This window comes from Burkholderia sp. FW306-1C-G01B (assembly GCF_058781685.1).
Window position 1 is genome coordinate 161,868 of record NZ_JBYSWZ010000017.1, and the last position, 26,617, is coordinate 188,484.

General features: G+C 68.7%; 27 protein-coding genes and 2 riboswitches. Of the genes, 9 read left to right on the top strand and 18 right to left on the bottom strand.

Going from position 1 to position 26,617, the window contains the following annotated elements:
- Positions 1 to 6: 6 nt before the first annotated feature.
- Both AC3WLY_RS29215 and AC3WLY_RS29220 read right to left on the bottom strand, forming a co-directional pair.
- Positions 7 to 1,308: a CitMHS family transporter gene (locus AC3WLY_RS29215; protein WP_492309048.1), complete on the bottom strand. Its 1,302-nt coding sequence runs from the start codon at positions 1,306 to 1,308 to the stop codon at positions 7 to 9.
- A 127-nt stretch (positions 1,309 to 1,435) separates the two neighbouring features.
- Complete coding sequence (locus AC3WLY_RS29220) at positions 1,436 to 2,599, bottom strand: CaiB/BaiF CoA transferase family protein (protein ID WP_492309049.1); 1,164 nt, start codon at positions 2,597 to 2,599, stop codon at positions 1,436 to 1,438.
- Between the two features lie 275 nt (positions 2,600 to 2,874).
- Between AC3WLY_RS29220 and AC3WLY_RS29225 the strand changes: the two genes are divergently transcribed.
- Complete coding sequence (locus AC3WLY_RS29225; RefSeq protein ID WP_492309050.1) at positions 2,875 to 3,132, top strand: hypothetical protein; 258 nt, start codon at positions 2,875 to 2,877, stop codon at positions 3,130 to 3,132.
- A gap of 150 nt (positions 3,133 to 3,282) precedes the next feature.
- The gene (locus AC3WLY_RS29230) at positions 3,283 to 3,705 is read left to right on the top strand and encodes an NUDIX hydrolase (RefSeq protein WP_492309051.1); all 423 of its coding nucleotides are present in this window, start codon (positions 3,283 to 3,285) and stop codon (positions 3,703 to 3,705) included.
- Between the two features lie 21 nt (positions 3,706 to 3,726).
- On the opposite strand, the gene AC3WLY_RS29235 is transcribed toward AC3WLY_RS29230, so the two are convergent.
- From AC3WLY_RS29235 to AC3WLY_RS29270, 8 genes are all read right to left on the bottom strand, one after another.
- A complete protein-coding gene (locus tag AC3WLY_RS29235; RefSeq protein ID WP_310142565.1) occupies positions 3,727 to 4,053 on the bottom strand; it encodes a low molecular weight protein tyrosine phosphatase family protein in 327 nt (108 codons plus the stop codon).
- Between the two features lie 32 nt (positions 4,054 to 4,085).
- Positions 4,086 to 4,658 carry a DUF1993 family protein gene (locus AC3WLY_RS29240; protein ID WP_310142567.1) on the bottom strand — a complete coding sequence of 191 codons (573 nt, stop codon included), beginning with the start codon at positions 4,656 to 4,658 and terminating at the stop codon, positions 4,086 to 4,088.
- A 171-nt stretch (positions 4,659 to 4,829) separates the two neighbouring features.
- The gene (locus tag AC3WLY_RS29245) at positions 4,830 to 5,282 is read right to left on the bottom strand and encodes a YaiI/YqxD family protein (RefSeq protein WP_072440986.1); all 453 of its coding nucleotides are present in this window, start codon (positions 5,280 to 5,282) and stop codon (positions 4,830 to 4,832) included.
- Positions 5,283 to 5,382: 100 nt separating this feature from the next.
- Entirely contained in the window at positions 5,383 to 5,991 is a 609-nt protein-coding gene (locus AC3WLY_RS29250; RefSeq protein WP_492309052.1) for a vWA domain-containing protein, read from the bottom strand.
- A gap of 68 nt (positions 5,992 to 6,059) precedes the next feature.
- A complete protein-coding gene (locus AC3WLY_RS29255; RefSeq protein ID WP_492309053.1) occupies positions 6,060 to 7,145 on the bottom strand; it encodes a magnesium chelatase ATPase subunit I in 1,086 nt (361 codons plus the stop codon).
- The gene (gene cobN, locus AC3WLY_RS29260; protein WP_492309054.1) at positions 7,142 to 10,951 is read right to left on the bottom strand and encodes a cobaltochelatase subunit CobN; all 3,810 of its coding nucleotides are present in this window, start codon (positions 10,949 to 10,951) and stop codon (positions 7,142 to 7,144) included. The genes AC3WLY_RS29255 and cobN overlap by 4 nt, the downstream gene beginning before the upstream one ends.
- Before the next feature lie 6 nt (positions 10,952 to 10,957).
- Positions 10,958 to 12,046: a cobalamin biosynthesis protein CobW gene (cobW, locus tag AC3WLY_RS29265; protein ID WP_310142581.1), complete on the bottom strand. Its 1,089-nt coding sequence runs from the start codon at positions 12,044 to 12,046 to the stop codon at positions 10,958 to 10,960.
- A gap of 25 nt (positions 12,047 to 12,071) precedes the next feature.
- Positions 12,072 to 13,130, bottom strand: a complete 1,059-nt coding sequence (locus AC3WLY_RS29270) for a HoxN/HupN/NixA family nickel/cobalt transporter (RefSeq protein WP_175961444.1) — start codon at positions 13,128 to 13,130, stop codon at positions 12,072 to 12,074.
- Between the two features lie 187 nt (positions 13,131 to 13,317).
- Positions 13,318 to 13,581: riboswitch (cobalamin riboswitch) on the bottom strand.
- Between the two features lie 124 nt (positions 13,582 to 13,705).
- A riboswitch (cobalamin riboswitch) is annotated at positions 13,706 to 13,943 on the top strand.
- Between the two features lie 110 nt (positions 13,944 to 14,053).
- On the opposite strand from AC3WLY_RS29270, the gene cobA reads away from it, so the two are divergent.
- From cobA to AC3WLY_RS29290, 4 genes are read left to right on the top strand one after another with little or no spacing between them, the layout of a single operon-like run.
- Positions 14,054 to 14,863 carry a uroporphyrinogen-III C-methyltransferase gene (gene cobA / locus AC3WLY_RS29275; protein WP_492309055.1) on the top strand — a complete coding sequence of 270 codons (810 nt, stop codon included), beginning with the start codon at positions 14,054 to 14,056 and terminating at the stop codon, positions 14,861 to 14,863.
- On the top strand, positions 14,860 to 15,237 hold the full coding sequence (locus AC3WLY_RS29280) for a cobalamin biosynthesis protein (RefSeq protein ID WP_111017102.1): 378 nt from the start codon (positions 14,860 to 14,862) through the stop codon (positions 15,235 to 15,237). Before cobA ends, AC3WLY_RS29280 begins: the two co-directional genes overlap by 4 nt.
- A 34-nt stretch (positions 15,238 to 15,271) precedes the next feature.
- A complete protein-coding gene (gene cobO, locus AC3WLY_RS29285; RefSeq protein WP_034184156.1) occupies positions 15,272 to 15,874 on the top strand; it encodes a cob(I)yrinic acid a,c-diamide adenosyltransferase in 603 nt (200 codons plus the stop codon).
- Between the two features lie 2 nt (positions 15,875 to 15,876).
- Positions 15,877 to 17,181, top strand: a complete 1,305-nt coding sequence (locus AC3WLY_RS29290; protein WP_492309056.1) for a cobyrinic acid a,c-diamide synthase CobB — start codon at positions 15,877 to 15,879, stop codon at positions 17,179 to 17,181.
- Between the two features lie 91 nt (positions 17,182 to 17,272).
- On the opposite strand, the gene AC3WLY_RS29295 is transcribed toward AC3WLY_RS29290, so the two are convergent.
- From AC3WLY_RS29295 to bamE, 3 genes are all read right to left on the bottom strand, one after another.
- Positions 17,273 to 17,572 (bottom strand): type II toxin-antitoxin system RelE/ParE family toxin, encoded by a 300-nt coding sequence (locus tag AC3WLY_RS29295; protein ID WP_492309057.1) that lies wholly within the window; start codon positions 17,570 to 17,572, stop codon positions 17,273 to 17,275.
- Entirely contained in the window at positions 17,562 to 17,807 is a 246-nt protein-coding gene (locus AC3WLY_RS29300; protein ID WP_175961448.1) for a type II toxin-antitoxin system ParD family antitoxin, read from the bottom strand. The genes AC3WLY_RS29295 and AC3WLY_RS29300 overlap by 11 nt, the downstream gene beginning before the upstream one ends.
- Positions 17,808 to 17,929: 122 nt before the next feature.
- Complete coding sequence (bamE, locus tag AC3WLY_RS29305; protein ID WP_310142595.1) at positions 17,930 to 18,469, bottom strand: outer membrane protein assembly factor BamE domain-containing protein; 540 nt, start codon at positions 18,467 to 18,469, stop codon at positions 17,930 to 17,932.
- A 238-nt stretch (positions 18,470 to 18,707) separates the two neighbouring features.
- Between bamE and AC3WLY_RS29310 the strand changes: the two genes are divergently transcribed.
- On the top strand, positions 18,708 to 20,030 hold the full coding sequence (locus AC3WLY_RS29310; protein ID WP_492309058.1) for an integrase catalytic domain-containing protein: 1,323 nt from the start codon (positions 18,708 to 18,710) through the stop codon (positions 20,028 to 20,030).
- A 234-nt stretch (positions 20,031 to 20,264) separates the two neighbouring features.
- On the opposite strand, the gene AC3WLY_RS29315 is transcribed toward AC3WLY_RS29310, so the two are convergent.
- Positions 20,265 to 21,428, bottom strand: coding sequence for a M20 aminoacylase family protein (locus AC3WLY_RS29315; RefSeq protein WP_492309059.1), 1,164 nt, complete (start codon positions 21,426 to 21,428; stop codon positions 20,265 to 20,267).
- A 342-nt stretch (positions 21,429 to 21,770) separates the two neighbouring features.
- Between AC3WLY_RS29315 and AC3WLY_RS29320 the strand changes: the two genes are divergently transcribed.
- Entirely contained in the window at positions 21,771 to 22,844 is a 1,074-nt protein-coding gene (locus AC3WLY_RS29320; RefSeq protein WP_492309060.1) for a type IV toxin-antitoxin system AbiEi family antitoxin, read from the top strand.
- Positions 22,813 to 23,718 (top strand): nucleotidyl transferase AbiEii/AbiGii toxin family protein, encoded by a 906-nt coding sequence (locus AC3WLY_RS29325; protein WP_492309061.1) that lies wholly within the window; start codon positions 22,813 to 22,815, stop codon positions 23,716 to 23,718. The genes AC3WLY_RS29320 and AC3WLY_RS29325 overlap by 32 nt, the downstream gene beginning before the upstream one ends.
- Before the next feature lie 48 nt (positions 23,719 to 23,766).
- Here AC3WLY_RS29325 and AC3WLY_RS29330 read toward each other — a convergent pair whose 3' ends face one another.
- From AC3WLY_RS29330 to AC3WLY_RS29345, 4 genes are all read right to left on the bottom strand, one after another.
- Entirely contained in the window at positions 23,767 to 24,183 is a 417-nt protein-coding gene (locus tag AC3WLY_RS29330; RefSeq protein WP_492309062.1) for a PIN domain-containing protein, read from the bottom strand.
- Positions 24,180 to 24,443: a type II toxin-antitoxin system VapB family antitoxin gene (vapB, locus tag AC3WLY_RS29335; protein WP_175961454.1), complete on the bottom strand. Its 264-nt coding sequence runs from the start codon at positions 24,441 to 24,443 to the stop codon at positions 24,180 to 24,182. The genes AC3WLY_RS29330 and vapB overlap by 4 nt, the downstream gene beginning before the upstream one ends.
- Positions 24,444 to 24,694: 251 nt before the next feature.
- Positions 24,695 to 25,711 (bottom strand): GNAT family N-acetyltransferase, encoded by a 1,017-nt coding sequence (locus AC3WLY_RS29340; RefSeq protein ID WP_175749384.1) that lies wholly within the window; start codon positions 25,709 to 25,711, stop codon positions 24,695 to 24,697.
- Positions 25,711 to 26,550, bottom strand: a complete 840-nt coding sequence (locus AC3WLY_RS29345; protein ID WP_492309063.1) for a formyltransferase family protein — start codon at positions 26,548 to 26,550, stop codon at positions 25,711 to 25,713. The genes AC3WLY_RS29340 and AC3WLY_RS29345 overlap by 1 nt, the downstream gene beginning before the upstream one ends.
- Between the last annotated feature and the right edge of the window lie 67 nt (positions 26,551 to 26,617).

Sequence of the window (26,617 nt, forward strand, 5' to 3'; positions counted from 1 at the left end):
GGGCGCTCATAACGGAAACACGCCCGCCGCGACCGCGGCGAAGACCATCAGCACGGTGGCGGCGAACAGGAACGGAATCGTGAATTTCTGGTGTTCGGCGAGCTCGACGCCGGTCAGTCCGACGATCAGGAACGTCGCGGGCGTGAGCGGGCTCACCGGAAAGCCCGTCGTCATCTGGCCGAGCAGCGCGGCCTGCGCCATCTGGATCGGCGGCACGCCGAGCAGCTTGCCGCTTTCCGCGAGCACCGGCAGCACGCCGAAATAAAACGAATCGGGGTCGAACAGCAGGCTGAGCGGCATCGACAGCAGCCCGAGCACGAACGGCATGTGGCGCGCATGCTCGACCGGCACGTGCGCGACGACGACTTCCGCCATCGCCTTCAGCATCCCGGTGCCGGACATGATGCCGGTGAACGCGCCGGCCGCGAGCAGCACGCTCGCCATCATCAGCGCGGCCTTCGCATGCGCGTCGATCCGCTCGCGCTGGACCTGCACGTCCGGGTAGTTGATCACGAGCGCGGCGACCGTGCCGAGCATGAACATCACCATCGGGTCGACGATGCCCGACACCAGCGTGACGAGCACGACGAGCGTCAGCGCGAGGTTGATGCGAAAGCGCCCGGGCCGGCGCAGCGCGCGTTCGGCGTCGGTCAGCTCGCGCGGCGCGACCGCGAGCGACGCCGCGCCGGCGCGATCGAGCCCGAGCCGTTTCGCCTCGCGCACGCCGAACACGTACGCGGTGCCGAACACGAACGCGAGCCCGACGATCTGCACCGGAATCATCGGCATGAAGATCGCCGAGCCGGGAATGTGCAATGCCGCCGACGCGCGCAGCATCGGCCCGACCCACGGCAGGAAGTTGACGCCGGCCGCCATCGACGTGACGCACGCGAGGATGCGGCGATCCATCCCGAGCCGCGTATAGAGCGGCATCATCGCGGGCAGCGTGACGAGAAACGTGACGGCGCCCGAACCGTCGAGATGGATCAGCAGCGCGAGCAGCGCCGAGCCCATCACGATGCGCGGCGGGTGGCAGCCGATCACGCGCAGCACGCCCGCGATGATCGGGTCGAGCATCCCCGCATCGGTGAGGATACCGAAAAATAGAATCGCAAAAACGAACATCCCGGCGATCGGGCCGATGTTCTGTACGCCGTGCACGATGAACTTGCCGGTGGTCAGCCCGAAACCGGCCGCGAGCGATGCGGCCACCGGCACGACGATCAGCGCGACGAGCGGCGACAGCCGCTTCGTGATGATCAGGCCGAACAGCGCGACGATGGCGATCGCGCCGATCCATGCGAGCATGATGCGTCTCCTCTTCAGCCGGTGCGTCCGTGCGCGGGCCGGCGTGCTGTCCGAATTGGGGGCGTACGGCCCGCGCGGCCGTGCGCCGCCGTCGGGCGCGCGGCACGGCCGGCGGCCGCGCTGCCGGTCAGTCCCGGCGGTTGGCGCGATCGTTATCGGCGCCGGCGAAAACCTGCGCCGCGTGTTCGTTCAGCGCGGGCGGCGGCCGTCGGTACGTGGCCGGCGTGCGGCCGAGCTTGATCGGCGACGCGATGCCGCGATGGCGGCCCAGCTCGACCTTCATCTGCCGATGCGCGACGTGCGGATGGTCGAGCGCCGCGTCGAGCCCGAGCACTGGCGCGCACGGCACGCCGCGGCGCATCAACTGTTCGGCGAGCACCGCGCCGTCGTGTCCGGCCAGCGCCGTTTCGACGAGCGCGCGCAGCGCGGCGCGGTTCGCGCTGCGCGCACGGTTGTCCGCGAAACGCGGATCGTCGGGCCAGTCGCGCGTGCCGAGCACGTCGCACAGCGCCGCGAACTGCCCGTTGTTGCCGACCGCGAGAAAGATGTCGACGGTGGCCGTCGGAAAGCTGTCGTACGGCGTGATGTTCGGATGCGCGTTGCCGGTGCGCACGGGCGCGTTGCCCGAATGGAAGAAGTTCGGCGTATGCGGATGCAGGATCGACAGCGCGCAGTCGAACAGCGTCGATTCGACGAACTGGCCGCGGCCGCTCGCGTCGCGCTCGCGCAGCGCCATCAGCACGCCGAGCGCCGCGTTCAGTCCGGTCACGAGATCGACGATCGGCACGCCGACGCGCAACGGCGCGCCGCCTGCTTCTCCGTTCACGCTCATCAGCCCCGCAAGCGCCTGCACGGCCGCATCGTAGCCGGGTAGCCCGCCGAGCGGGCCGTCCGCGCCGAAGCCCGATACGCGGCAATAAACGAGCCGCGGAAACCGCGCATGCAGCGCGTCGAAACCGAGCCCCCAGCGCTCCATCGTGCCGATCTTGAAGTTCTCGACGATGGCGTCCGCGTGTTCGAGCAGGCCGAGCAGCCGCTCGCGGTCGCCCGGTTGTGCCAGGTCGAGCGCGACGCCGAGCTTGTTGCGGTTCACGCCGAGGAAGTACGACGCGGTGTCGCCGTCGAACGGCGGGCCCCACGTGCGCGTCTCGTCTCCGGACGGCGGTTCGACCTTGATCACCTCCGCGCCGTGGTCGGCGAGGATCTGCGTCGCGTACGGGCCGCCCAGCACCCGCGACAGATCGACGATGCGCAATCCCGCCAGCGCGCCCTGCTGCTCCCGTTCCGCCATGTGTCCCGCTCCTGGTTCCGGTCGATCGGACTGCCGGTTCCGGCGGCCGGCGCCTGCGGCGCGACTTTCCGGATTCGGCGAATAATTCTTGTAAGTGAATTTATATTCACACCCAGGAATTATGTTGTCAAGCCCGGATGCATCCGGCGCGAAGCGCGGATAACGCCGCCGGACGCAACTGGAGACGACACCGAACCCGGGCCGGTTGCGGCACCACCCCGCCCTTCGTTAAGCTGGCGGGCAACGCTCATCTCGAAAAGCAAGGCGAAATATTCATGAAACGAATCCTGCTGGCGGCCTTCATGCTGGCGTCGACGCTCGGCGTCGGACACGCGCAAACCCGGACATTCCATTTCGGCGAAGGACAGACGCAGATGCCGGCCGCGGCACCGCAGGCCGCTGCGCCGACCGCACGGCCCGCGCCCACGCGCCGGCACGTGACGGCGCCGCCCCATCACCGGCGCGCCGTTCACACGCGCCGCCATTCGCGCCACGCGAAGCCGACGCGCAGCGGGATCTACACGCACGCGTAACCTGGCGCAGGCGGCGCGATGCCATGCACGGAACTGTCACGAACGGCCGGTAAGATCGCTGCGGCTGCCTGCATGCCGTCGCGGCCCGCTGCCGGACAACGAACCGCCGACGCGCATTTTCTCCACGATTCAGCACCTGTTTTGCCGAACATGAGTACCGGGCCGGACATTCTCGCCGTCATCAAGGAAAGAGCCACGATCGTGTGCCGCCAGCGCAGCAGCGTGCTGCTGGTCGCCCGCACCGCGTCGCGCTGGTCGCTGCCGGGCGGCACGATCCGGCGCGGCGAGACGCCGCTCGAGGCCGCGCAGCGGGAGCTCGCCGAGGAAACGCGGCTGGAGGGGCTTGCGCTCGACTACGCGGTGCAATTCGGCGGGCTGACGAAGCTGCATCACGTGTTCGTGGCCGACGTGCCGGCGCACCTGACGCCGCGCGCGAGCAACGAGATCGCCCGCTGCAAGTGGTTCACCGTCGACCGGCTCGACACGCTCCGGGCGAGCGTGCCGACGCGCAAGATCATCGAGCTGCTGCGCCTCGACTGCTTTTCGGCGATCGCGAACGGCCCGCTGCGCTGACCTCGATGTCGCCTGCGCCGGTCACGCGCGCAGGAACGGGCCGGCCTTGCGTTCGAGCAGCGCGACGAGTTCGGGCTGCATGAACGCGTAACGGTCGGGGATATCGAGGCAGACGACTTTCTTGCGCTTTAGCCGGGCGCCGAATTGCGCCGACAGCCTCGCCTTGTGCGCGCGCTCCATCACGAAGACGATGTCGGCCCAATCGAGCTGCTCGGCGGACAGGCGCGTATCCGCATCGGGCGCGAGGCCCGCGGAGTCGGTCTCGACATCCGGCCACGCGGCGAATACCGCTTCGGCCGTCGGGCTGCGCAGCCGGTTGCGGCTGCAGATGAACAGTGCCCGTGTCATGCCGCTTCGCGGCCTGCTGGCCCGCTCACCCATCACCCTTGCGGAATCGTGCCGGGCCGCACGTACGCGAGCATGTGCGGCACGTAGTCGGCCTTGCCGAGTTCGACGCCGTGATGGCGCAGGATCGCGTACGCGGCAATCGCGTGGAAGTAGAACTGCGGCAGCGCCCAGTCGCGCGCGTACTGTTCGCCCGTCATGTCGAATGCGACGCCGTTCGGCATTTCGAGCGCGATCGGGAGCGCGGCGCCGCCATCGAGCGCATCCGGCGCGAGTTCGCCGAGAAACGCGAGCGTGCCCGCGATGATCGCCTGCGCGTCGCTCAACGAGCCGGGCTGCGCATCCGCATTCCATCCGGCTTCGCGCAATGCCAGCAGCGCGGCCGGCAGCGGCTCGCCGCGCAGCCGGTAGACCGGCTCCATCGCCTGGAAGCATGAGAAGCGCACCTGTGCGGCGAGCGGATACATGTCGGCCGCCAGCTTCAGCGTCATCGCCGCATCGGGCTCGTCGCCCGCGGCCTGCCGGTGTGCGGCAGCCTTGTCGAGCCACGCGGACTGCGCACGCAGCATCTGGGTAAACGTCGGAACGAGAAGTTGGGTCGGCGACACGTGCGAGCTCCTGTGTAGTGGTTTGCGCCACGATATCAGCGTCGGCGCAAACCTGCATTCCGACCCGAGCTGCGCACACGATCCGATGCGAATTCGACGCATTGCCGCATGGCGCGTGCGAGCGTTTCCGTACGCGGGATGATCAATGGTGGAGCACGCCGAAACGCGGCGTCACGGCTTGCCGTATCGCGCCAGGAACCGGTCGAGCTGCGATGCAAACGTCTTGCCGTCGCGCGCGCTGAACGGCGCCGGCCCGCCCGTGTCGATGCCCGTGCTGCGCAACTGATCCATCATCGCGCGCGTCGACAGGCGTTCCTCGATGTTCTCGCGGCTGAACCAGTTGCCGCGCGGGTCGAGCGCATGCGCGCCCTTGTCGAGCACGGCGGCGGCCAGCGGGATGTCGGCGGTGATCACGAGGTCGCCGGCCTCGGCCAGCTCGACGATACGCGCGTCAGCCACGTCGAAGCCGGCCGGCACCTGCACCGCCTTGATGAACGGCGACGGCGGCGTACGCAGAAACTGGTTCGCGACCAGCGTCACGCGGATTTCGGCACGACGCGCGGCGCGAAACAGCATGTCCTTGATGACGGCGGGACACGCGTCGGCATCGACCAGTACTTGCATGGCGGGTTTTCCAATGGGCTGAAGCAGAAGCGGCGATGATAGCGCACCACCGGCCGCGGCCCTGGGCCGACACGCCGCCCGATCAGCCCACTCAGCCCGATCAGCCCGCGAGGCCCATGCAAAGCGCATCGGCCATCACCCACTGCGCGCCCCACGCATCGGCCAGCCGTGCACCCTGCCCGACCCGCACGGCCGCGTCGTCGAAGTCGACGAACACGACGTGATCGGCCGCCTCGGGTTTCGCCGGCGCTTCGCGCGTGCGGCCGTCGGACAGCACCCACAGCCAGCGCTGCTTGCCGGGCTCGCGCCGCGCTTCGCGCGCGAGCAACTGCGCGGCGGCCGCGATGCCGTCCGCGAGCGGCGTGCCGCCGCCGCCGTCGACCGGTTCGAGCCAGCGCGCGTTCCACCAGCGCGGCACGGCCGGGCCGAAGCGCCGCGCGGCGCCGTTGCCGCCGAAGCAGATCAGCGCGGTTTCGACGCGCTCGCGCGCGGCGCGATCGAAATACGCGACGATCAGCCCCTTCGCCAGCGCGAGCCGGTCGTGCGACAGCATCGACGCCGAACAGTCGAGCACGAAGCAATGCAGCGCGTGCGGCGTGCCGGCCCGTTTCCGGAAGCGCAGATGGCCGAGGTGGAGCGAATCGCCGCGTTTCGCGGCGAGCGTCGCCGGCCACGCAACGGCCGTACCGGCGCGCGCGGTGCCCGGCACGCGCGCGGCTGCGCCTGATTGCCATCGAGGACCGCGAACGGCATTCGCGGCGGCGCCTGCTCGATGGCTCAGCGTTTTTTTAGCGGCAGCGGCACGACGCTTTTCACGTCGCGCAGCCCGGCGGGTTCGGGCGGCAGGTAGCCCCAGTCGCCCTGCGTTGCGGCGGTGTCGTTCTTCGTCGCTCCCGGTTGGTTCTCCGGCTGCTGGCGCGCATCCGGCGGCGAGCGATCGTCACGTTCATCACGTTCGCGGTCCGGCTGCGACGCGCCGGAAGATGGCGGCGCACCCGCATGGCGCCGGTGCCGCAGCACCGCTTCGGCCACACGCTCCACATGCGACACCGTCACCGCATCGGCCCGTTCCAGCGCGGCGAGTGCGCGCGCGGCGCGCAGCATCACGAGATCGGCGCGCAGCCCGTCGACGGCCGCGTCGATGCACAGCGCGCTGACGCGCGCATGCACCGCGTCGTCGAAATCGAGCATCGCCAGCCGCGCTCGCGCCGCATGAATCCGGTCGCCGAGTTCGCGCTGCGCGGTTGCATGACGGGCGCGGAACGCATCCGGATCGAGATCGAATGCAAGCCGCGCCTTCACGATCCGCTCGCGCTGCGCGGCATCGAAGCAATTTTCCAGTTCGACCATCAGCCCGAAGCGGTCGAGCAACTGCGGACGCAGTTCGCCTTCCTCGGGATTCATCGTGCCGACCAGCACGAAGCGCGCGTCGTGCGCATGCGATACGCCATCGCGCTCGACGATGTTCACGCCGCTCGCGGCGACGTCGAGCAGCGTATCGACGAGCCCGTCGGCGAGCAGGTTCACTTCGTCGACATACAGCACGCCGAGATGCGCGCGCGCCAGCAGGCCAGGCCGGAAGCGCACGCCGTTTTCAGCCAGCGCATGCGCGAGATCGAGCGTGCCCGTCACCTGTTCGTCGCTCGCCGACAGCGGCAGCGTGACGAACTGCCCTTCGGGCAGCAGCTCCGCGAGGCCGCGCGCGGCGGTCGATTTCGCGGTGCCGCGCGGCCCGCTCACCAGCACGCCGCCGAGCGACGGGTCGATCGCGGCGAGCAGCAGCGCCTGCTGCAACGCGTCCTGCGCGACGAGCGCCGCAAACGGAAAGACCGCGCGCGCGCGGTGCAGCGTCGGATCGGTCATCGCCGTCCTCCTTCCTGGAGTTGTTCGCTTTCGAGCCAGACCGCTTCGATCCGCTCGCGATAGTCGCCCGGCTGCTGCCACAGGCCACGCTGCATCGCCTCGACGAAGCGTTCGCAGATGCCGTGCAGCGCCTTCGGGTTGTGCCGTTCGAGGAACGCGCGCGTGTCGTCGTCGAACAGGTACGCGTCGGCGACGAGTGCGTACTGGTGGTCGGACAGCACGCGCGCGGTCGCATCATAGCCGTACAGGTAGTCGACGGTCGCGGCCAGCTCGGCCGCGCCCTTGTAGCCGTGGCGCTTCACGCCGTCGAGCCATTTCGGGTTGACGACGCGCGAGCGGATCACGCGCGCGATCTCCTCGCGCAGCGTGCGCATCTTCGGCGCGACCGGGTTCGCATGGTCGCCGTGATAGATGCTCGGCTGCTGCCCGGACAAGTGCCGCACGGCCGCCGTCATCCCGCCCTGGAACTGGTAGTAGTCGTTCGAATCGAGGATGTCGTGCTCGCGGCTGTCCTGGTTCTGCACGACGACGTCGATCGTCGCCAGCCGCTCGCCGAACACGTCGGGCGCAGCGTCGCCCGCGCTGTTCTGCGCGTACGCATGGCCGCCCCATTGGCGGTACGCATCGGCGAGATCGGCGTCGGTCTGCCAGCGGCGCTGGTCGATCAGGTCCTGCAGGCCCGCGCCGTAGCTGCCCGGCCGCGCGCCGAACACGCGCCAGCCGGCGCGGCGCCGCGCTTCGTCGGGCGGCACGCCCTGCGCTATCCATTTCGCGCGTTCGCGCTCGATGCGCGCGCGGATCGGGTTGAGTTCCTCGGGCTCGTCGAGCGCGGCGACGGCCTGCACGGCCGCGTCGAACAGGTGCATCAGGTTCGGGAATGCGTCGCGGAAGAAGCCCGACACGCGCAGCGTCACGTCGATGCGCGGCCGGTCGAAGATCTCGATCGGCAGGATCTCGAAATCGGTCACGCGATGGCTGCCGTGCGCCCATTTCGGCCGCACGCCGAGCAGCGCAAACGCCTGCGCGATGTCGTCGCCGCCCGTGCGCATCGTCGCCGTGCCCCACACGGACAGGCCGATCGCGCGCGGATAATCGCCGTGATCCTGCAGATGGCGCTCGATCAGTTGCTGCGCGGATTTCAGGCCGAGCGACCACGCGGCCTGCGTCGGCACCGCGCGTGTGTCGACCGAGTAGAAGTTGCGCCCGGTCGGCAGCACGTCGGGGCGGCCGCGCGACGGCGAGCCGCTCGGCCCCGGCGGCACGAAGCGGCCGTCGAGCCCGCGCAGCAGCTGGCGCATTTCCTCGCCGCCGCATGCGTCGAGCGCAGGCATCAGCGTCGCGCGAACGCGATCGATCACCGCGAGCGTATGTGGCCATTCGCCGGGCGGCGTCGCGTCGGTGCCGGGGTTGCCCCCGGTGGCCGCGCACAGCCCGTCCAGCCATTGCTGCGCGAGCCGTTCGAGCCGCTCGCGCGTATCGCCCGCATGACGCCACGGCGACGCATCGAGCGCCTGCAGGATCGCCGGCCGCGGGCCGGCCCATGGCGCGGCCCAGTCGGCCGACAGCGGATCGAAATCGTCGCCGAGCATCAGGTCGCGTGCGAGCGCACCGATCAGCCCGGCGCGCTCGCCCTTGCCGTCGCCAACTGGAAAACGCGCAAGCGCGAGCAGCGTGTCGCGTCGCTGGCGATCGGCCGGCGACACGCCGAACACGTGCAGCCCGTCGCGAATCTGCGCTTCCTTCAATTCGCACAGCCACGCGTCGACGCGCGTCAGCAGCGCATCCTCGTCGCCCGCATCGCGCGGCGGCGATACGCTCAGTTCGTCGTGCAGCCGGTGTTCGGCGATCGTCGCGAGAATCGTCTTCCTCAGCAGCTTCGCGCGCCGCGCATCGACCATCAGCGCTTCGTAGTATTCGTCGACCTGCCGCTCGAGATCCTGCAGCGGGCCGTAATTTTCCGCGCGCGTGAGCGGCGGCATCAGGTGATCGACGATCACGGCCTGCGCGCGCCGCTTCGCCTGGCTGCCCTCGCCCGGATCGTTGACGATGAACGGATACAGGTGCGGCAGCGGCCCGAGCGTCAGGTCGGGCCAGCATGCGTCGGACAGCGCGACGCTCTTTCCCGGCAGCCATTCGAGATTGCCGTGCTTGCCGAGATGGATGACCGCGTCGATGCGATACGCATCGCGCAGCCAGAAATAGAACGCGAGATACGCATGCGGCGGCACGAGATCCGCGTCGTGGTAGCTCGCGTAGTCGTTCTCGCCGCGCGAGCGCGACGGCTGGATGCCGACGAACACGTTGCCCGCGCGCCAGCCCGCGATCGTGAAACGCCCGTGGCGCAGCGTCGGGTCGGCTTCGGGCGGGCCCCAGCGCTCATTCAGCGCATCGCGCACGGCCGCCGGCAGCCGCGCGAAATGCGCGACGTAGTCGGCCAGCGCGAAACTCTGGAACGCCGGGCGCAGCGCATGCACGGCCGCGTCGTTGGTCACGCCTTCGGTGAGCCGTGCGATCAGCGCGTCGCCGTCGGGCGGCAGGTCGGCCAGCGCGTAGCCCGCGTCGCGCAGCGCCGCGAGCACGCGCAGCGCGGACGCCGGCGTGTCGAGCCCGACGCCGTTGCCGATCCGCCCTTCGCTTTGCGGATAGTTCGCGAGGATCAGCGCGATGCGCTTGCTCGCGTTGTCGAGCGTGCGCAGCCGGCACCAGCCGCGCGCGAGCGCCGCGACGAACGCGATCCGCTCCGCATCCGGCTGGTAGCGCACGACGTCGACCTCGGTGTGCGGGCAGCGATACGCGAGCCCCTTGAAGCTCACCGCGCGCGTGACGATGCGCCCGTCGACCTCGGGCAGCGCGATATGCATCGCGATATCGCGCGCATGCAGGCCCTGGTTGTCGGCCACCCACGCGTCGCGATTGCCGCCGGACAGGATCACCTGCAGCACCGGCGCGTCGCCGGCGAGCACCTCCGGCTCGGCGGCATCGATCGCACCGGCCGCGAACGCGGTCGTGTTCAGCACGAGCGCGACGCCGTGCGTGTCGCAGAGCTGCGTGATGACCTCGCGGCTAACCGCGTCCTTCAGCGAAGTCACCGCGATCGGCAGCGGATTCAGCCCTTCCCGAACGAGCGCGTCGGCCAGCGCATCGAACACGGCCGTGTTCGCGGCCTGCCAATGCGCGCGATAGAACAGGATCGCGACGACCGGCGCGCCGGGCGTCCAGCGCGGCCGCCAGTCGTCGACGCTCGCGCGGTCGCGCGCCGGGTGATACAGCGCGGCGGCCGGCAGCGGGCGCGGCAGCTCGGGTTCGTCGCCGAAGCCCAGCGTATGGAAGGCGATGCTGCGCAACAGCGCTTCGGCGTTGTGCACGCCGCCTTCGCGCAGGTAGCGCCACCACAGCCGGCACAGGTCGGGCGCGACCGTGCTCTTCGCGACGAGGTTCGGGTCTTCCTGCAGGTCGCCCGAGAACATCGCGAGCTGCTGCCCACGCTTCGACGCGAGCGACACGGCCTGTTCGATCCCGTACGGCCAGTACGCTTCGCCGCCGAGATGATCGATCACGACCGTCTTCGCGTGGCGCAGCACGTCGTCGACATAGAAGTCGACGGACGCCGGCTGCCGCAGGAACGTGACGTTCGCGAGCCGCACGCTCGGGAAGCCGGCCGGCAGTTGCGGTACGACGCTCGCGAGTAGCGACAGCGTCGTGTCGGCCGAGCTCAGGATCACGATGTCGGCCGGCTGCTGGTCGATCCGGACGACGCCCTGCGTATCGTCGACGAAGCCGCCCGGCGTGGTGCGCAGCAGATGCATCGTGCGTTACGCCTGTTGCGGCTCGGCCGCGCACGCGGCGTCGAACGCGCGTTGCAGCGCGGCCGCGTCGAGATCCTCGCCGATCAGCACGAAACGGCTCGCGCGCGTTTCGCCGTCCTGCCAGCGACGGTCGAAATAGCTGTCGAAGCGGCGGCCGACGCCCTGGATCACGAGCCGCATCGGCGCGCCGGGCAGCGCGGCGAAGCCTTTCGCGCGATAGATCGTGTGCGCTTCGACGACACGCTGCAGCGCCGCGATCGTCGCTTCGCGCGTGCCTGCGTCGCCCGATACGACCACCGAGTCGAAGTCGTCGTGATGGTGATCGTGATCGCCGTCGTCGGCCGAGCCGTGATGGTCGTGGCGCAGGTGGATCGTTTCCTCCGACGCCGATTCGAGCCCGAGCAGCATCGCGAGGTCAAGCTCGCCGCGCGTCGCGCGCACGATCTTCACCTGCGGCGGGATCTCGTCGCGGATCGCGGTTTCGATCTGCGCGAACTGCGCGTCGCCGACGAGATCGGCCTTGTTCACGATCACGAGATCGGCGGACGATAGTTGATCGGCGAACAGCTCGTGCAGCGGCGATTCGTGGTCGAGGTTCGGGTCGGCGCGGCGCTGCGCGTCGACGGCCTGCGGGTTTTCCGCGAACTGGCCGCTCGCGGCCGCCGGCCCGTCGACGACGGTCACGACTGCATCCACTGTGAAGCTGTTGCGGATCGTCGGCCAGTTGAACGCCTGCACGAGCGGCTTCGGCAGCGCGAGTCCCGACGTCTCGATCAGCACGTGGTCGATGTCCGCGCGGCGCTCGACGAGCGCTTCCATCACCGGATAGAACTCTTCCTGCACGGTGCAGCACAGGCAGCCGTTCGCGAGTTCGTAAAGCTGGCCCGACGCTTCGTCCTGCGCGCCCTCCGCATCGTCGCAGCCGATGCCGCAGCCCTTGAGGATTTCGCCGTCGATGCCGAGCTCGCCAAATTCGTTGACGATCACCGCGATGCGGCGGCCTTCGGCGTGCTGCAGGATGTGGCGCATCAGCGTGGTCTTGCCGCTGCCGAGAAAGCCCGTGACGATCGTGACGGGCAGCTTGCGTAGGGTCATGGAATATCCAGGGTCGTAAGGGGAGTCAGGCCGAGATCGTCACGTCGATCTCGTCGTAGCGCTTTAACCGGTAGATCAGGGCCGACACGAGCCAGCATGCGAGGAACAGGCCGATCACGACGTAGCCGAGCATGCCGAAGTGCGACGCCACCATCGACGCGAAGTCCCACACGGGGCCCTGCAGCGACAGCTTGTCCGCGAGCAGCGCGAGCACCTCGATGCCGCCGATCAGCGCGGCGACCAGCACCGACACGAAGGTGATCGTCATGTTGTAGTAGATCTTGCGGATCGGCCGCACGTACGCCCAGCGATACGCGCCCATCATCAGGATGCCGTCGGTCGTGTCGACCAGCGTCATGCCGGCGGTAAACAGCATCGGCAGCGCCATCACGGACCAGAACGACAGACCGCCCTGCACCTGCGCCGCCGAGATGCCGAACAGCGCGATCTCGGTCGCCGTATCGAAGCCGAAGCCGAACAGGAACCCGACCGGATACAGGTGCCAGCTGCGCGACACGAGCCGGAACAGCGGACGGAACAGACGCGCGAGCACGCCGCGCTGGTTCAGCAGCAGGTCGAGATCGGCGTCGACGATCGGCTCGCCGCGCCGTGCGGCGCGAAACGTCCGGTAGACGGAAATCAGGATCAGCAGGTTCGCGATCGCGAGCACCAGCAGGAAGAACGCCGACACGCTCGTGCTGATCACGCCGCCCCACGCCTTCATGCTCTCGAAGCGCGCGAGCGACGCGGCCGTGAGCGCGACCACGACCGACATCACGATCACGACCGTCGAGTGGCCGAGCGAGAAGAACAGGCCCGCGCCGAGCGGGCTGCGGCCCTCCTGCATCAGCTTGCGCGTGACGTTGTCGATGGCCGCGATGTGGTCGGCGTCGACCGCATGGCGCAGCCCGAACACGTACGCGAGCAGCGCGGTGCCGAGCAGCACGGGCTGGCCGTGGAAGGCGGCGAACGCCCAGATCCACGCGCCTGCGTTGAAGGCGATCAGCAGCGCGTAGATCGCGACGATCTTGCCGCGCAGCCCGGACGGACTGTCGTTGAACAGGCGAAACAGCGAATCGAGCATGACGCTCCTTTGCGAACGGTCGACATGAAGAATGCCAACACGGCCGTCGCTGCTCGCCCCGTGCGGTCCGGCCCTTCATCGCGCCGGATCATGCGCACTCGCGCAGGCGGCCGGACGACGGGAATCGGGAAACGCTCGGGTGTCGGGCACGCTGCGGCCGTGGACGATGCGCCGCCTCCCCGCGGCGCTGAACCCCAACGTTTAGGCCGGTATCCGGGCTGACGAACACGCCGCTTCGCCTTCCCGGATGCGCAGGGCATCCAGTGGCGGTCGTCCGCATGCACGCGGCATGCGGCGAAGCGGCGCTGCATCGCGGCGGGCACGATGCGTTCGCTTACCGTTGCGGGGGCAGCACAGGTTGGCTCGACTGCGACGCAGGCAGGCTCCCTGTTTCCCGTTTAACTGCGCACGCCGGAGGGCGCGCGCGAGCACCAAAACGCGTGCGAGTGTAGGCGTCGGGGGCGGGAGCGTCAAGGCGGCGCGGCCCGCCGAACGGCGGCTTGCATGGCCGCCGCGCCATGCCGGAGGCCGCTTCCGGCATCGGCGAAGCGGGTTCGCGCGGGCGGATCGCTGTGCTATCGTAGCGCCGCGTTCGGTGCTCGCATGCGCATTCCGCGCATGCAGTTAAACGGGAAACAGGAGGCGGAGGTCCGCCCGGCCTGTGCTGTCCCCGCAACGGTACGCCGCCCGCGCGACGCGCTTCCCCGCGCTCGCGCCCATGCCGCCCACGATGCCACTGCCCTTCAGCCGGGCGGGAAGGCCGCGGCCTGGCAAGCGGCCAGCCCGGATACCGGCCGACGCAAGGGGCGAGCCCGACGCTCGCCGAACGCCCGATCCGCGGGGGACGGATGGGGTGCGCATTCCACCCGCGTTCGCGCGGGCTTCGCCCGATCCGTCATGCATTGCCTGTCCGCCGGCCGCCGATGTGCCGCCCGCCGTCCCCTTTCCACTGTTTCGACACGGTGCGCGCCGTGCCGCGCGCGATGAGCCGCGCCTGGCTCATCGGCGCCGGCCCCGGCGACGCCGAGCTGCTGACGCTCAAGGCCGTGCGCGCGATCGGCGCGGCGGACGTGCTGCTCGTCGACGATCTCGTGAACCCCGACGTGCTGCGCCATGCGCGCGCCGACGCGCACATCGAGCATGTCGGCAAGCGCGGCGGCCATGCATCGACGCCGCAGGAAGCGATCGTCGCCGCGATGCTCGCGCACCTGCGCGCCGGCCGCAGCGTCGCGCGGCTCAAGGGCGGCGATCCGTTCGTGTTCGGCCGCGGCGGCGAGGAACTGGCCGCGCTCGGTGCGGCCGGTTTCCCGGTCGAGGTCGTGAACGGCATCACCGCAGGCATCGCCGCGCCAGCCGCGCTCGGCATTCCGGTCACGCAGCGCGGCGACGCGCAGGGCGTGATCTTCGTCACGGGCCACGGCGCGGGCGCCGACGAGCCCGACTGGCGCGCGCTTGCGGCCACGCGCATGACGATCGTGATCTACATGGGCATCCGCCGGCTCGACACGATCGCGGCGGCGCTGCGCGACGGCGGCCTGCCGGGCGATACGCCGTGCGCGGCGATCGAGAACGCGACGCGCCCCGAACAGCGGCACGTGCTCGCGACGCTCGACACCGTCGTCGAACGCGTCGGCGCGACCGGCATCGGTTCGCCGGCGATCGTCGTGATCGGCCGCGTCGCGGCGCTTGCCGACGATCCGTCGGTACGTGCGGCGCTCGGCGGCGGCGCATGATGCGCGTCGCGCTCGGCGTCGGGTTCCGCGCGGGCGTGACGGCCGCGCAACTCGATGCCGCGATCCGCGCGGCGCTGGCGCTCTACCCGGCCGCCGAACCGGCGCTCGTCGCGACGCTCGCCGACAAGGCGCGTGCCCGCGCGCTGCGCACGCTGTGCGCGCGACGCGGCTGGCCGCTCGTCGCGTTCGACGCGGCGCAACTCGCGAGCCGTCCCGAACTGGCCGCGAGCGGCCCGTCGGACGCCGCGCTCGCACGCTTCGGCGTCGCGGGCGTGGCCGAGCCGTGCGCGCAGCTCGCGGCGCCGCACGGCCGGCTGCTGGGCCCCAAATCCATCCGGAACGGCGTGACGGTCGCACTCGCCGGCCCGCTCTGAACCCTTTGTTTCGCTTTCGACAGGACGATTCCCGATGAAGACCGATTCCGAATCCCATCAGCGGATGGCCGAGCGCCGCCGTGCCGGCCACGAGAAGAAGCAGGCCGCCGCCACCCATGAAAAAGGCCTGCTGATCGTTCACACCGGCAACGGCAAGGGCAAGAGCACCGCTGCGTTCGGCATGGCCGTGCGCGTGCTCGGCCACGGCATGCGGCTCGGCGTCGTGCAGTTCATCAAGGGCGCGCTGCACACGTCCGAGCGCGACTTCCTCGGCGCGGTCGCGGAATGCGACTTCGTGACGATGGGCGACGGCTACACGTGGAACACGCAGAACCGCGACGCCGACATCGCGACCGCGCGCAAGGGCTGGGACGAGGCGCGCCGGATGATCGAAAGCGGCGACTACCGGATGGTGATCCTCGACGAGCTGAACACCGTGCTGAAGTACGAATACCTGCCGCTCGACGAAGTGCTCGCGACGCTGGTCGCGCGTCCGGAGTCGGTGCATGTCGTCGTCACCGGGCGGCACGCGCCCGACGCGCTGATCGACGCGGCCGATCTCGTCACTGAAATGCGGCTCGTCAAGCATCCGTACAAGGAGCAAGGCGTGAAGGCGCAGCGCGGCGTGGAGTTCTGAGCGTGCCCGCCTGCCCCGCACTGTTCGTCAGCGCGCCCGCGTCCGGCCAGGGCAAGACGTCGGTGACGGCCGGCCTCGCGCGGCTGCACCGCCGGCTCGGCCGCCGCGTGCGCGTGTTCAAGACCGGGCCCGATTTTCTCGATCCGATGCTGCTCGAGCGCGCGAGCGGCGCGCCCGTACATGCGCTCGACCTCGGGATGGTCGGCGAGGCCGGCTGCCGCGCGCTGCTGGCCGATGCCGCGCGCGATGCGGACCTGATCCTGATCGAGGGCGTGATGGGGCTGTTCGACGGCACGCCGAGCAGTGCCGATCTCGCGGCCGCGTTCGGCGTGCCGGTGGTCGCGGTGATTTCCGCGAAGGCGATGGCGCAGACCTTCGCCGCGATCGCGTTCGGGCTCGCGCGGTTCCGGCCGGGGCTGCCGTTTCACGGCGTGCTGGCGAACCGCGTCGGCTCGGCCCGGCATGCGGAATTGCTGCAACAGGCGCTGCCCGGCGACCTGCGCTGGCTCGGCCACGTGCCGGCCGATGCAGGCATCGCGTTGCCGGAGCGACATCTCGGCCTGCACCAGCCGGCCGACATCGACGACCTCGAGGCGCGGCTCGAACGCGCGGCCGACGTGATCGCGCAAACTTCGCTCGCCGAATTGCCGCCTGCCGTCGCGTTCGCGGAACCGGACGTCGCGGCGCCGCTGCCGCGTGCGCTCGCCGGCAAACGGATCGCGGTTGCGCGCGATGCGGCGTTCTCGTTCATCTATCCGGCGAATCTCGCGCTTCTCGATGCGCTCGGTGCGCGGCTGCGGTTCTTCTCGCCGCTCGCCGGCGAACCGGTGCCGGACGATTGCGACGCGCTGTTTCTGCCGGGCGGCTATCCGGAACTGCATGCGGCAACGCTCGCGGCGAATGCCGGAACCGCGCGGACGATTCGCGCGCATGCGGCTGCAGGCAGGCCGATCGTCGCGGAATGCGGCGGGATGGTGTATCTGTGTGAATCGCTGACCGACGTGGACGGCGCAACGACGCCGATGCTCGGCCTGCTGCCGGGCCACGCGACGATGCAGCGCCGATTCGCGGCGCTCGGCATGCAGCAGCTCGATACGCGCACCGGGCCGATGCGCGGCCATACGTTTCATTATTCGCGGCTCGCGACGCCGCTGGAACCGGTCGCGAACGCGGTGCGCCCCGACGGCGCGCCGGGCAGCGGCGAAGCCGTCTATCGCCGCGGCGCGATCGTCGCGACGTACATGCATATGTACTGGCCGTCGAATCCGGATGCTGTCGTGGCGTTGTTCAGCGGGGAAGCGTTCTAGACTGCTCGATGCCGCGCTCGGATCGAGACGGCATCAGTCATGCCGGGATTGCGGGCCACTTCGCAACGATCGCGCCGCTCGACGTGCTCGGCTACAAATGTCGTTCGATATCCATTCGCTGATGCAGGACCCGAATCACGTCGATCGTGTCATCCGTTTCGCGATAGAACACGACGTGAGAACCTACTGCGTACCGGAAATATCCATTCCGAACAATGCAAGTCCGGCCAGCCTTTTTGCCGCGCGCCAGCGCTTCCATCGTCCCGACCAGATCGCGGTGGTAGTGGTCTGCCTGCTCGAGCGACCAATGCTCGACGGTATAACGCCAAATGTCTTCGAGATCGAGTTCAGCCAGCGGTGTCAGCCGAAGCTGTCTGCCTTTAACCGCCATGCGTGGCCCGCATGCGGACCAGGAAGGCCTCGCTGTCGAATGGCTGTGGCTCTCCTGATGCCTCGCCGGCCTTCAACGCTTCTTGCAACGCACGCATTTGTGTTTCGTGTGACTCGAGGAGCCGCAAACCGGCTCGCACGACGTCGCTTGCGGAACCGTATCGCCCCGATTGGACTTGAGCGTCGACGAATTCGGCAAAGTGGTCGCCCAGGGAAACGGATGTGTTTCGCGACATGAGTCACCTCCTTTTCAATGCGATCATCATATACCAAAGTTTGGTACATTTTCGCGTTGGACCACAGTGGCGACCTTGCCGATGTCCGACCCCGTGCCGCATGTGTTGCTTCCTTCGTCAGGTCAGGGTTTTTCCCGGCCCGGCGCTTCCGAACGCGAAGTCCGGATCACGGTGCCATCGGGCGAGAAATGCGCGTTGAACATCGCATCGCCCGATACGCCGCCCTCGGCCCAGTGCCAGCTCCACACCTCTTCATGGCTCAATGCGTATTGCGCGACCTCGGTCGGCTTGCCCAGCAGTTGACGCACGTCGTCCTTCGACATCCCGGGCACGACCTTCGCGATGTTCGCCGCCGTCAGCGCCTGCGTGATCGACACGAGCCGGCCGTCGGGCCCGAAATCGAGCATGTAGGTGCTCGTGCCGTACGGGCCGCGCGGATACTCGAACCGCTGCGAGCCGTCGTCACCCTGCCTGACCATCTCGGGCTTGCCGGCCTGACGGAGCACGTCCTCGGTCGTCGAGACGCCCGGCTGCAGGTTGCCGAACGCCATCGGATCGGGCTTGATCGCATTGACCGCATCGGCCACCTTCTGGTCGTCGCACCCGGCCGCCAGAACGCCGACCGCACAGGCCGTCAGCACGGCCAGAAGCTGTTTTCGCATTTCGTCCACACCTGTATTCATCGAGCCGATCCGGCGTCGCGCGCAGCGTAGCACGCGGCCTGTCGCGCCGATGTCAAGGAGCGTCAAATCAACGTGCAGAGCGCTTTCCAATGGAACATGAGCCTGGGCGAGGGTCTGCGCTGGCTCTTGTGTGGCGTCTTTGGCGCGTTTCCAATGCAAATGAGCCCGTTGTTGGCCCGACACGCACGGGTTGACCGACGCTGGAGCACCGGGGTGGATGATCATTTACCGGATGATCATCAACTTGAACGAATCGCAAATCCGTGCCCTGGACCAGGTGCGCGCCGTCCTCGACGGTACACAGACGCTCGACTTCGCACCCGCCGCGTGCCCTCACGAACGTCGCGAATGGGTCGCCTCTGTTCTGCGGCGCTTTCGCTACGACCAGCTCAAGCGACCTCACCGGGGGCTCGTGCTGCGCTATCTGCGACGCTTTAGCGGCTTCAGCCGAGCCCACATGACACGGCTGGTACAACGCTGGGTGCAAGGGCAAAGGCTCGCATGGCTGAAGGGCTCGCCCGCGAATGCCTTCGCCCGCCGCTACACCGATGAGGACATCTTCACGCTCGCCCAGACCGAGCGCGAGTACGGCAGGCTTTCCGGCCCGGCGATGGTCGTCGTGCTGCGTCGCATGTATCAGGTCTACCACGATGAGCGCTACGAGCGCCTGCAGCACCTTTCAGCCTCTCACCTGTACAACCTGCGACGTTCGCAGGCTTATCGTCTGCATCACACGGTCTACACGAAGACTCAGGCCAATCCCAGAGGCGCGGCAATCGCCGTGCGCCGGGCTCCCGCGCCAGAGAACCGCCCCGGCTTCATCCGCATCGACAGCGTTCATCAGGGCAACATCGACGAACAGCGCGGCGTGTATCACATCAACGCCGTCGACTGCGTAACCCAGTGGGAAGTCGTCGCGACCGTGCCATCGCTGGAGCGGGAACACATGCTGCCGGTACTGCGCGACATGATTGACCAGTTTCCATTCCGTATTCTTGGCTTTCACAGCGATGGCGGTTCGGAGTACATCAATCACGAGGTCGCGAAGATGCTCAAGGAACAACTCATCGAGTTCACCCGCTCACGTCCACGACGCTGTAACGACAACGCCCTGGCCGAATCCAAGAACGGCAATGTCGTGCGCAAGCAATTCGGCTACGCGCACATACCGGCCGAGTGGGCGAAGCAGTTCAACGCCTTTTGCGTAGATCTGCTTAATCCGTTTTTGAACATGCACCGACCCTGCCTTTTCGGCACCGAAGTCCCTGATCCCAGGAAGCCGGGCCGAACGCGACGCGTTCACCGAGCCGAAGATGTGATGACGCCGCTTGAGAAGCTAGCCAGCCTGCCGAATGTGGATGACTTCCTGCGTACGGACATCACGATCGATCAACTGAAGCAGCACGCGCGCAGCCAGACGGATGTCGAAGCCGCCCGCCAGGTTCGCCAGGCGCGGGAACGTCTGATGGGCAAGGTCGCCGACCAAACCCGGCCTCGCTACCCCGATGTATGGAGCCTGGCTCGGGCACGCCGCGCATAGCCCGCGAGGGGGAAGCCGCTACGAGCTACGTCCTTCACGACTTCCCCCTCGCAACCGAGACTCCCCATACCCTAAAATGCAGTTCCCTTTAACGACCATCCAGCCCCAAGTACTCCGCTCCCTCCAGGCTCCTTTCGGTTTTGGAAAGTACTCAGCCCGCGCGCGTCCGATTTCGCGGACGCGGCCGCGCTTGCGCACACCGTGCGGTGACCGCCGCGTCGCCACGCCGCTGCGTCAAACCAGGAACGCCTCGGCCAGCTTGACCCAGTACGACGCGCCCGTCGGCAACGCAGCATCGTTGAAGTCGTAACCGGGGTTGTGCACCATGCAGCCGCCCTCCCCGTCGCCGTTGCCGATGATCAGGTAGCAGCCCGGCCGCTTCTCGAGCAGGAACGCGAAATCCTCGCTGCCGGTAAGCGGCACCATCCCGTCGATCAGGTTCGCATCGCCCACCCACTCGCGCGCGACGTTGCACGCGAACGCGGTCATCTCCGCGTCGTTGACGAGCACCGGGTAGCGGCGCTGGTAGTCGATCGTCGCGGTCGCGCCGAACACGGCCGCCTGCGCATGCACGACTTCCTTGATGCGCGTCTCGAGCAGGTCGCGCACCTCCGGTTTCAGCGCGCGCACCGACAGGCGCATCTGCGCGCGATCGGGGATCACGTTCGGCGCGTCGCCCGCGTGGATCGCGCCGACCGTGACGATCGCCATGTCGAGCGGCGACACGTTGCGCGACACGATCGTCTGCAACGCCAGCACGATCTGCGCGCACACGACGACGGGATCGATCGCCTTGTGCGGCACCGCGCCGTGGCCGCCGCGGCCCTGCACGTCGATGACCACGGTATCCGACGACGCCATGAACGGCCCCGGCAGAAAACCGAACTTGCCCGTCGGGAAGCCCGGCATGTTGTGCATCGCGAAGATCGCGTCGCACGGGAACAGCTCGAACAAGCCTTCGTCGAGCATCTTCTTCGCGCCGCCGAGCCCTTCCTCGGCCGGCTGGAAAATCAGGTTCAGCGTGCCGGAGAAGCGGCGCTCCCGGGCGAGATGCTTCGCGGCGGCGAGCAGCATCGCCGTGTGGCCGTCGTGGCCGCACGCGTGCATCTTGCCGGCGATCGTGCTCTGGTACGGCAGGCCCGTCGCCTCGTGGATCGGCAGCGCGTCCATATCGGCGCGCAGGCCGAGGCGCTGCATGCCGTTGCCTGCCTTCAACTGCGCGACGACACCCGTGCCGCCGAGCCCGCGATGCACCGTGTAGCCCCACGACTGCAGTTGCTCCGCGACGAGGTCGCTCGTCGCGAATTCCTCGAAGCCCAGTTCGGGATGAGCATGGATGCGGTGCCGGATCTCGATCATTTCGTCGGCAAGGCCTGCGGGAATCACGCTGTGCGTCACGGTGTCGTCTCCTGTGTCCGGTGGGGAATGTGCAGCCAAGGATATTCGGTTCACCGGCAACCGGGCAGACGGAAAGTCGTCGTGGTAGCAACTGGTAGTTGCCGTAGCTGGCGCGGTGCGCGGCAAGCGCAAGCCGGCCATCCGGATGACTGCCGCAGATGATCCGGATACGTGAAACTGTGCGCTCCGCATCGAATTAACGTGCATGAGGATCCGGCGACGACCGTTCAAACATCAAAAATAACTCCTATACATCAAAGCATTACGGATATTTGTTCACTTTTTGACGTCTGTACATTTTTTGTGTACGCTGACAAAGAAGTGAACAAGCGATCGCCCCTGATGCCCGAGAACGCCCCCCTCCCGATGTCGGAACAGCATGTGCTCGACGAAGCCTGCGCCGCGTTCGAACGCGCGACCCGGCGCTTCAGGGCGCGGCCCATGCGCGTGCCGGCCGCGTATAAGGCGCGTGCCGACGCGATGATCCGCTTCGACGTTGCCGGGCAGGCCTTCGAGATGCCGGTCGCCGTGAGCCTGCGCGTCGAATCGCTGCCGGGCGCACTCGCGGAACTGCGCCGCCGCGGCGGCGCTACCCCGATGCCCGGCGAACGGCCGCTGATGCTGATCGCGCCGCATCTTTCGGCCGAACTGGCCGCCGGCCTGACCGACCAGGGCATCCCGTTTCTCGACACCGCCGGCAACGCATGCCTGATTCAGCCGGAGGCGACCGTGATGATCGCGGGCCGGCCGAAGCCCGCGCGCGCACCGCGCCGGCAGGCGTCGCGCGCGACGACGCCGAAGGGACTGGCCGTGATGTTCGCACTCGCGACGCAGCCGGGCCTCGTCGCGCAGCCGTATCGGGCGATTGCCGCCGCGTCGGGCGTTGCGCTCGGCACGGTCAATCTCGCGATGGACGATCTGATCGCGCGCGGCCTCGTCGGGCAGCGCCGCAACGGCGAGCGCCTGCTTCCCGACTGGCCGCGCTTCGTGCAGGAATGGGTCGCGCTGTACCCGAGCCGCTTGCGCGCGAAACTGTCGAGCCGACGATTTGCCGGCCTCGCACCCGACTGGTGGCGCGGCTTCGATTTCGCGTCGTTCGATGCGCAGCTCGGCGGCGAACCGGCGGCCGACCTGCTGACGCACGACCTGAAACCGGCCGCGATCACCGTCTATACGCACGGCGCGGTGTCGAACCGCCTGCTGCTCCAGGCCCGCCTGCGTCCGGACGCGCGCGGCGACGTCGAAATCCTCGAAGCGTTCTGGCCGCGCTCGCCTGCGCTCGACTGGCGCGAGCAGGATGTGCCGCTCGTGCCGCCGCTCCTGATCTACGCGGATCTCGTCTCGTCCGGAGACAGCCGCAATCTTGCCGCCGCCGAACGGATCCATGACCGATACCTCGCCCATCCGCCCGCTTGAAGTCAACGCGCGCCGGCCGCTCGAGCCGGCGGCGGTCGCGCTGCTGCAAGCGGTCGGCAGCGCCTGCACGCGCCTCGACGCGGCGTTCGTCGTCGCCGGCGCAACCGCGCGCGACATCCTGATGTGGCATGTCCACGGCATCCGGCCGGTGCGCGCGACTCGGGATGTCGACGTCGCGGTGTGCGCGGTGAGCTGGCCGTTCCACGAGCAGCTCGTCGATGCGCTCGTCGCGACCGGGCAATTCACGCGCGCGCCGAAGCAGCAGCAGAAACTGCTGTTCGAAAGCGGAACGCACGGTTTTCGCACGGAGCTCGATCTCGTGCCGTTCGGGCCGCTCGAAACGCCGCCGGGCGAGATCGCGTGGCCGCCGGGCGGCGAATTCGTGCTGAACGTGCTCGGGTTCCAGGAGGCGGTCGACACGGCGCTGCCGGTGTCGATCGACGCGCGCACCGTGGTGCCGGTGGCCAGCCTGCCGGCGCTCGCGCTGCTGAAGTTGCTCGCATGGAAGGACCGGCGCGCGCGCCAGAACAGCGACGCGTACGACCTGCTGTTCCTGCTGCGCAATTATCACGACGCCGGCAATCGCGAGCGCATCTGGGACGCCGCGCCGGACCTGCTCGAGACGCATGCGTTCCAGCCGGGCCTCGCCGCCGCCGCGCTGCTCGCGCGGGATGCGAAGCGGATTGCTTCGCCGCACACGCGCGACGCCATCCGCGCGCTGTTGTCCGACGCAGCGACTTACGCGGCGCTCGGCCAGGATCTGCTGGCACGCGCGTTCGCGCAGTTGCCGGGCGAATTCATCGATGACGCCGACCGGTATCTCGACGCGTTCCGCAACGCGTTCCTCGTCGATCCTCCCGCGCCGCACGCGTGACGCGCCGCTGCGAAACAGCAACGTCATCGCGCTTTCGCCGCACTGCGCTCAGGCCGCCCAGTCTTCGAGCGACAACCCGGCGACACGGCCGAATTCGCGGCCGTTGTTCGTGACGAGTACCGCGCCGGCCGCGATCGCGTGCCCGGCGATCGACGCATCGTTCGCGCCGATCGGCGTGCCGCGCGCGGCGAGATCCGCGCGAATCGCGGCCGTTGCGTCGACGGCCGCCGTATCCCACGACAGCACGCCATCCAGCCGCGAAACAAGCGCCGTCACGAGTTCCGCATGCTTCGGCGACGCCTTCCTGCCCACGGCCCCGAACCGCATTTCGGCATAGGTGATTGCCGACACGACGATCCGGTGCTGAGCGTTGACGCACGACTGCAGCCGCGACAGCACCACGGGCGGCCGCTCGCGCATGATGAACGAACAAATGTTCGTATCGAGCATGTAGAGCGTGGTCACCGGCCGGACTCCGTCGGCACGCCGGCATCGCCGGACAGGTCGAAGCGGCCGGATTCGATGACGGCCGGGCGTTCGGCGAGGAAGTCGGCGTCGGCCAGCGGTTCGTTCGCGAACGACAGCCACGTGGGGCGCACGGGGCGCAGCAGCAGCGTGTCGCCCTCGCGGCGGATCTCGAGTTCCGTCACCCCCTCGAACTCCATGTCCTTCGGGATGCGGATTGCCTGGTTACGGGCGTTCTTGAAAATGGAAACGGTGCGCATGAGCCACTCCATGGGAGTACGATGCGCCCATTTTAGACATATGTCGGCATATGTCAATTTGAGGGGATGCGAATCGGACGTCGCGCCCCAACGCTGTCGCGGGTGTTTTTGCCATGCTGCCAGCCTGTCGTCGATGAGAAGAGCGATTCATTCTTCACGACGCAGGCCGCGCGGTCCATATCCCGGATGGCCAATACAGGCGCGATGCACGGCCGCGCGCAGCGTCGCGCCGACGCTGCGCGCCCGCCCCGTCACGGCAACCGGAAAGTGTCGAAGAATGTATCGCGCTCGATCACGGTGAGCGCCGCGCGCTTGTGCGGGAAGTCGAATTCCTTCAGCGTATAGAACCCGAGCCGGTGCATGTACGCGATGTGCCGCACGTGATCGACGCGCGGCTCGCCGACGAGCCGCTGCGTGCGCGGTTCGTCGACGAACATGTAGTGCAGCACCCCGCTCCACCACGCATGCAGCTTGCCCGCGCTCTGGAAGCGCGAGTCGCCGATCAGCAGGTGCAGCCCGCGATCGTAGTCGTGTGCGTCGTAGAACGGCGCGAGGCGGTCCTCCTTCGCCCAGTAGAACTCGAAATAGCCGAACGGCGTGTCGTCGAAATAGCCGATCATCGGGTGCATGTGCGGATCGGCGAGCCGCTCGGCGAGATACGCCGCATGCTCGTCGCGCGTACCGCGCTGGTCCCAGAACTGCGCGACGCGATCGAGGTTCATCCAGCCGCTGAACAGGTCCGCATGCGCATCGATATCGACGGTGCGCAGGCTGAACGTCATCCCGACCTGCGGCATGGTGCGCGCGTAGATCTCGCCGGCCGGCGACGGCGGCCGCACCGGATGCCGGTGGCCGTTCGTGATCGCGTAGCGCAGCGGCATCCCGCTCGACGCGGGCGCCCTCAGCCACGGCCGCGGGTTCTGCCAGAACGTCGTGCGCGACACGTTCAGGCGCAGCGTGTCGCCGGCGACCTGCGCGCCGTCGATCACGCCCTCGCGCACCGCGCGCGCCACGTACGACGCGACGGCCGCCGCACTGGCGCCACCGAGCGGCACCGAGATCGTTGCCGCGTCGTACCGCGTGTCGGTGTTGAACAACGGGACGAACGCCGCGAGCAGCCAGTCCGGCGAGTCGTCGGGATGCCATGCGTCGAGCGTGTGCTCGGCGACCTGCGTCGCCTGGCCATGCGCGGCGCCGTCGAGCGCGGCGGCCACCTCGCCTTCGACGGCGTCCGCGGCGCCGGCCGGTTTCGTCAGCGTGTCTTCCATCACAGTGCTCCCGCGTCGTGGCGGTCGGCGAGCACGTGAAGCCCCCGCTCGAGCGCCGGAAACAGGCTGCGCTGGAAGTTGTTCCAGCGCAGTTCGAGAATCGTGTCGTCCGGCGCGATCGGCGTGTCGAGCACGTCGCAGATCACCTCGCCGGAATCGATGCCGTTGTCGACGTAGTGGAACGACGCGCCCGTCATCGTCACGGGTTCGACCGACGACGTCGCGCCGCTCGCCCAGTCGACCCGTTCGCCGCGCGCGCCGTGCAGCGCGTCGAGCGTCGCCCACGCGCCGCGCCGCTGGTACGGCGAATCGTCGGCCGTGATGCCCGGGTGGATGTTTGCGATGCGTCGGTGAAAGCGCGCACCGGGCCGCACGAGTTCGTCGAGGATCACGAGCAGCCCGTCGAGCACGACGACGTCGGCGTCGAGTTCGAGCAGGCGCTCGAGCAGGCGGCGCTCGAACGCCTGTTTGCCTGCCACCCGTTCGCGCGCGTCGCGCGGCAGCCGCCGGTACGTCGACGGAATCGAGCAGAACAGTTCGTCGACCGGCCGGCCCTGCACCGTCAACCCTTCCGGCAGGATCCACGGCTGGCCCGGCGTGCGCGCGAAGCCGTAGTCGGCCACCTTCGCGCGGTCGGCCGGCGAACCGTCGTCGTCGTCGACGATCACGCCCTTGAGCGTGTAGCGCTCGCCGAGCGGCGAGTCGTTCAGGCGCTCGACGAGGAATTCGAGCGGCGCCTTCATGTAGCGCGTGCCGCCCTGATAAGCGACCGGCTGGCCGGCGCGATCGGCTGCGCCGTTGCGCAGCGACTGGATGTAGACGAGATTTTTCTTCGGCATGGATGCGTCGTGGAAAAAGCGGACGAAGGCGCCGCGGCCGGCCCGCGCCGGCCACGAAGGCCGGCGC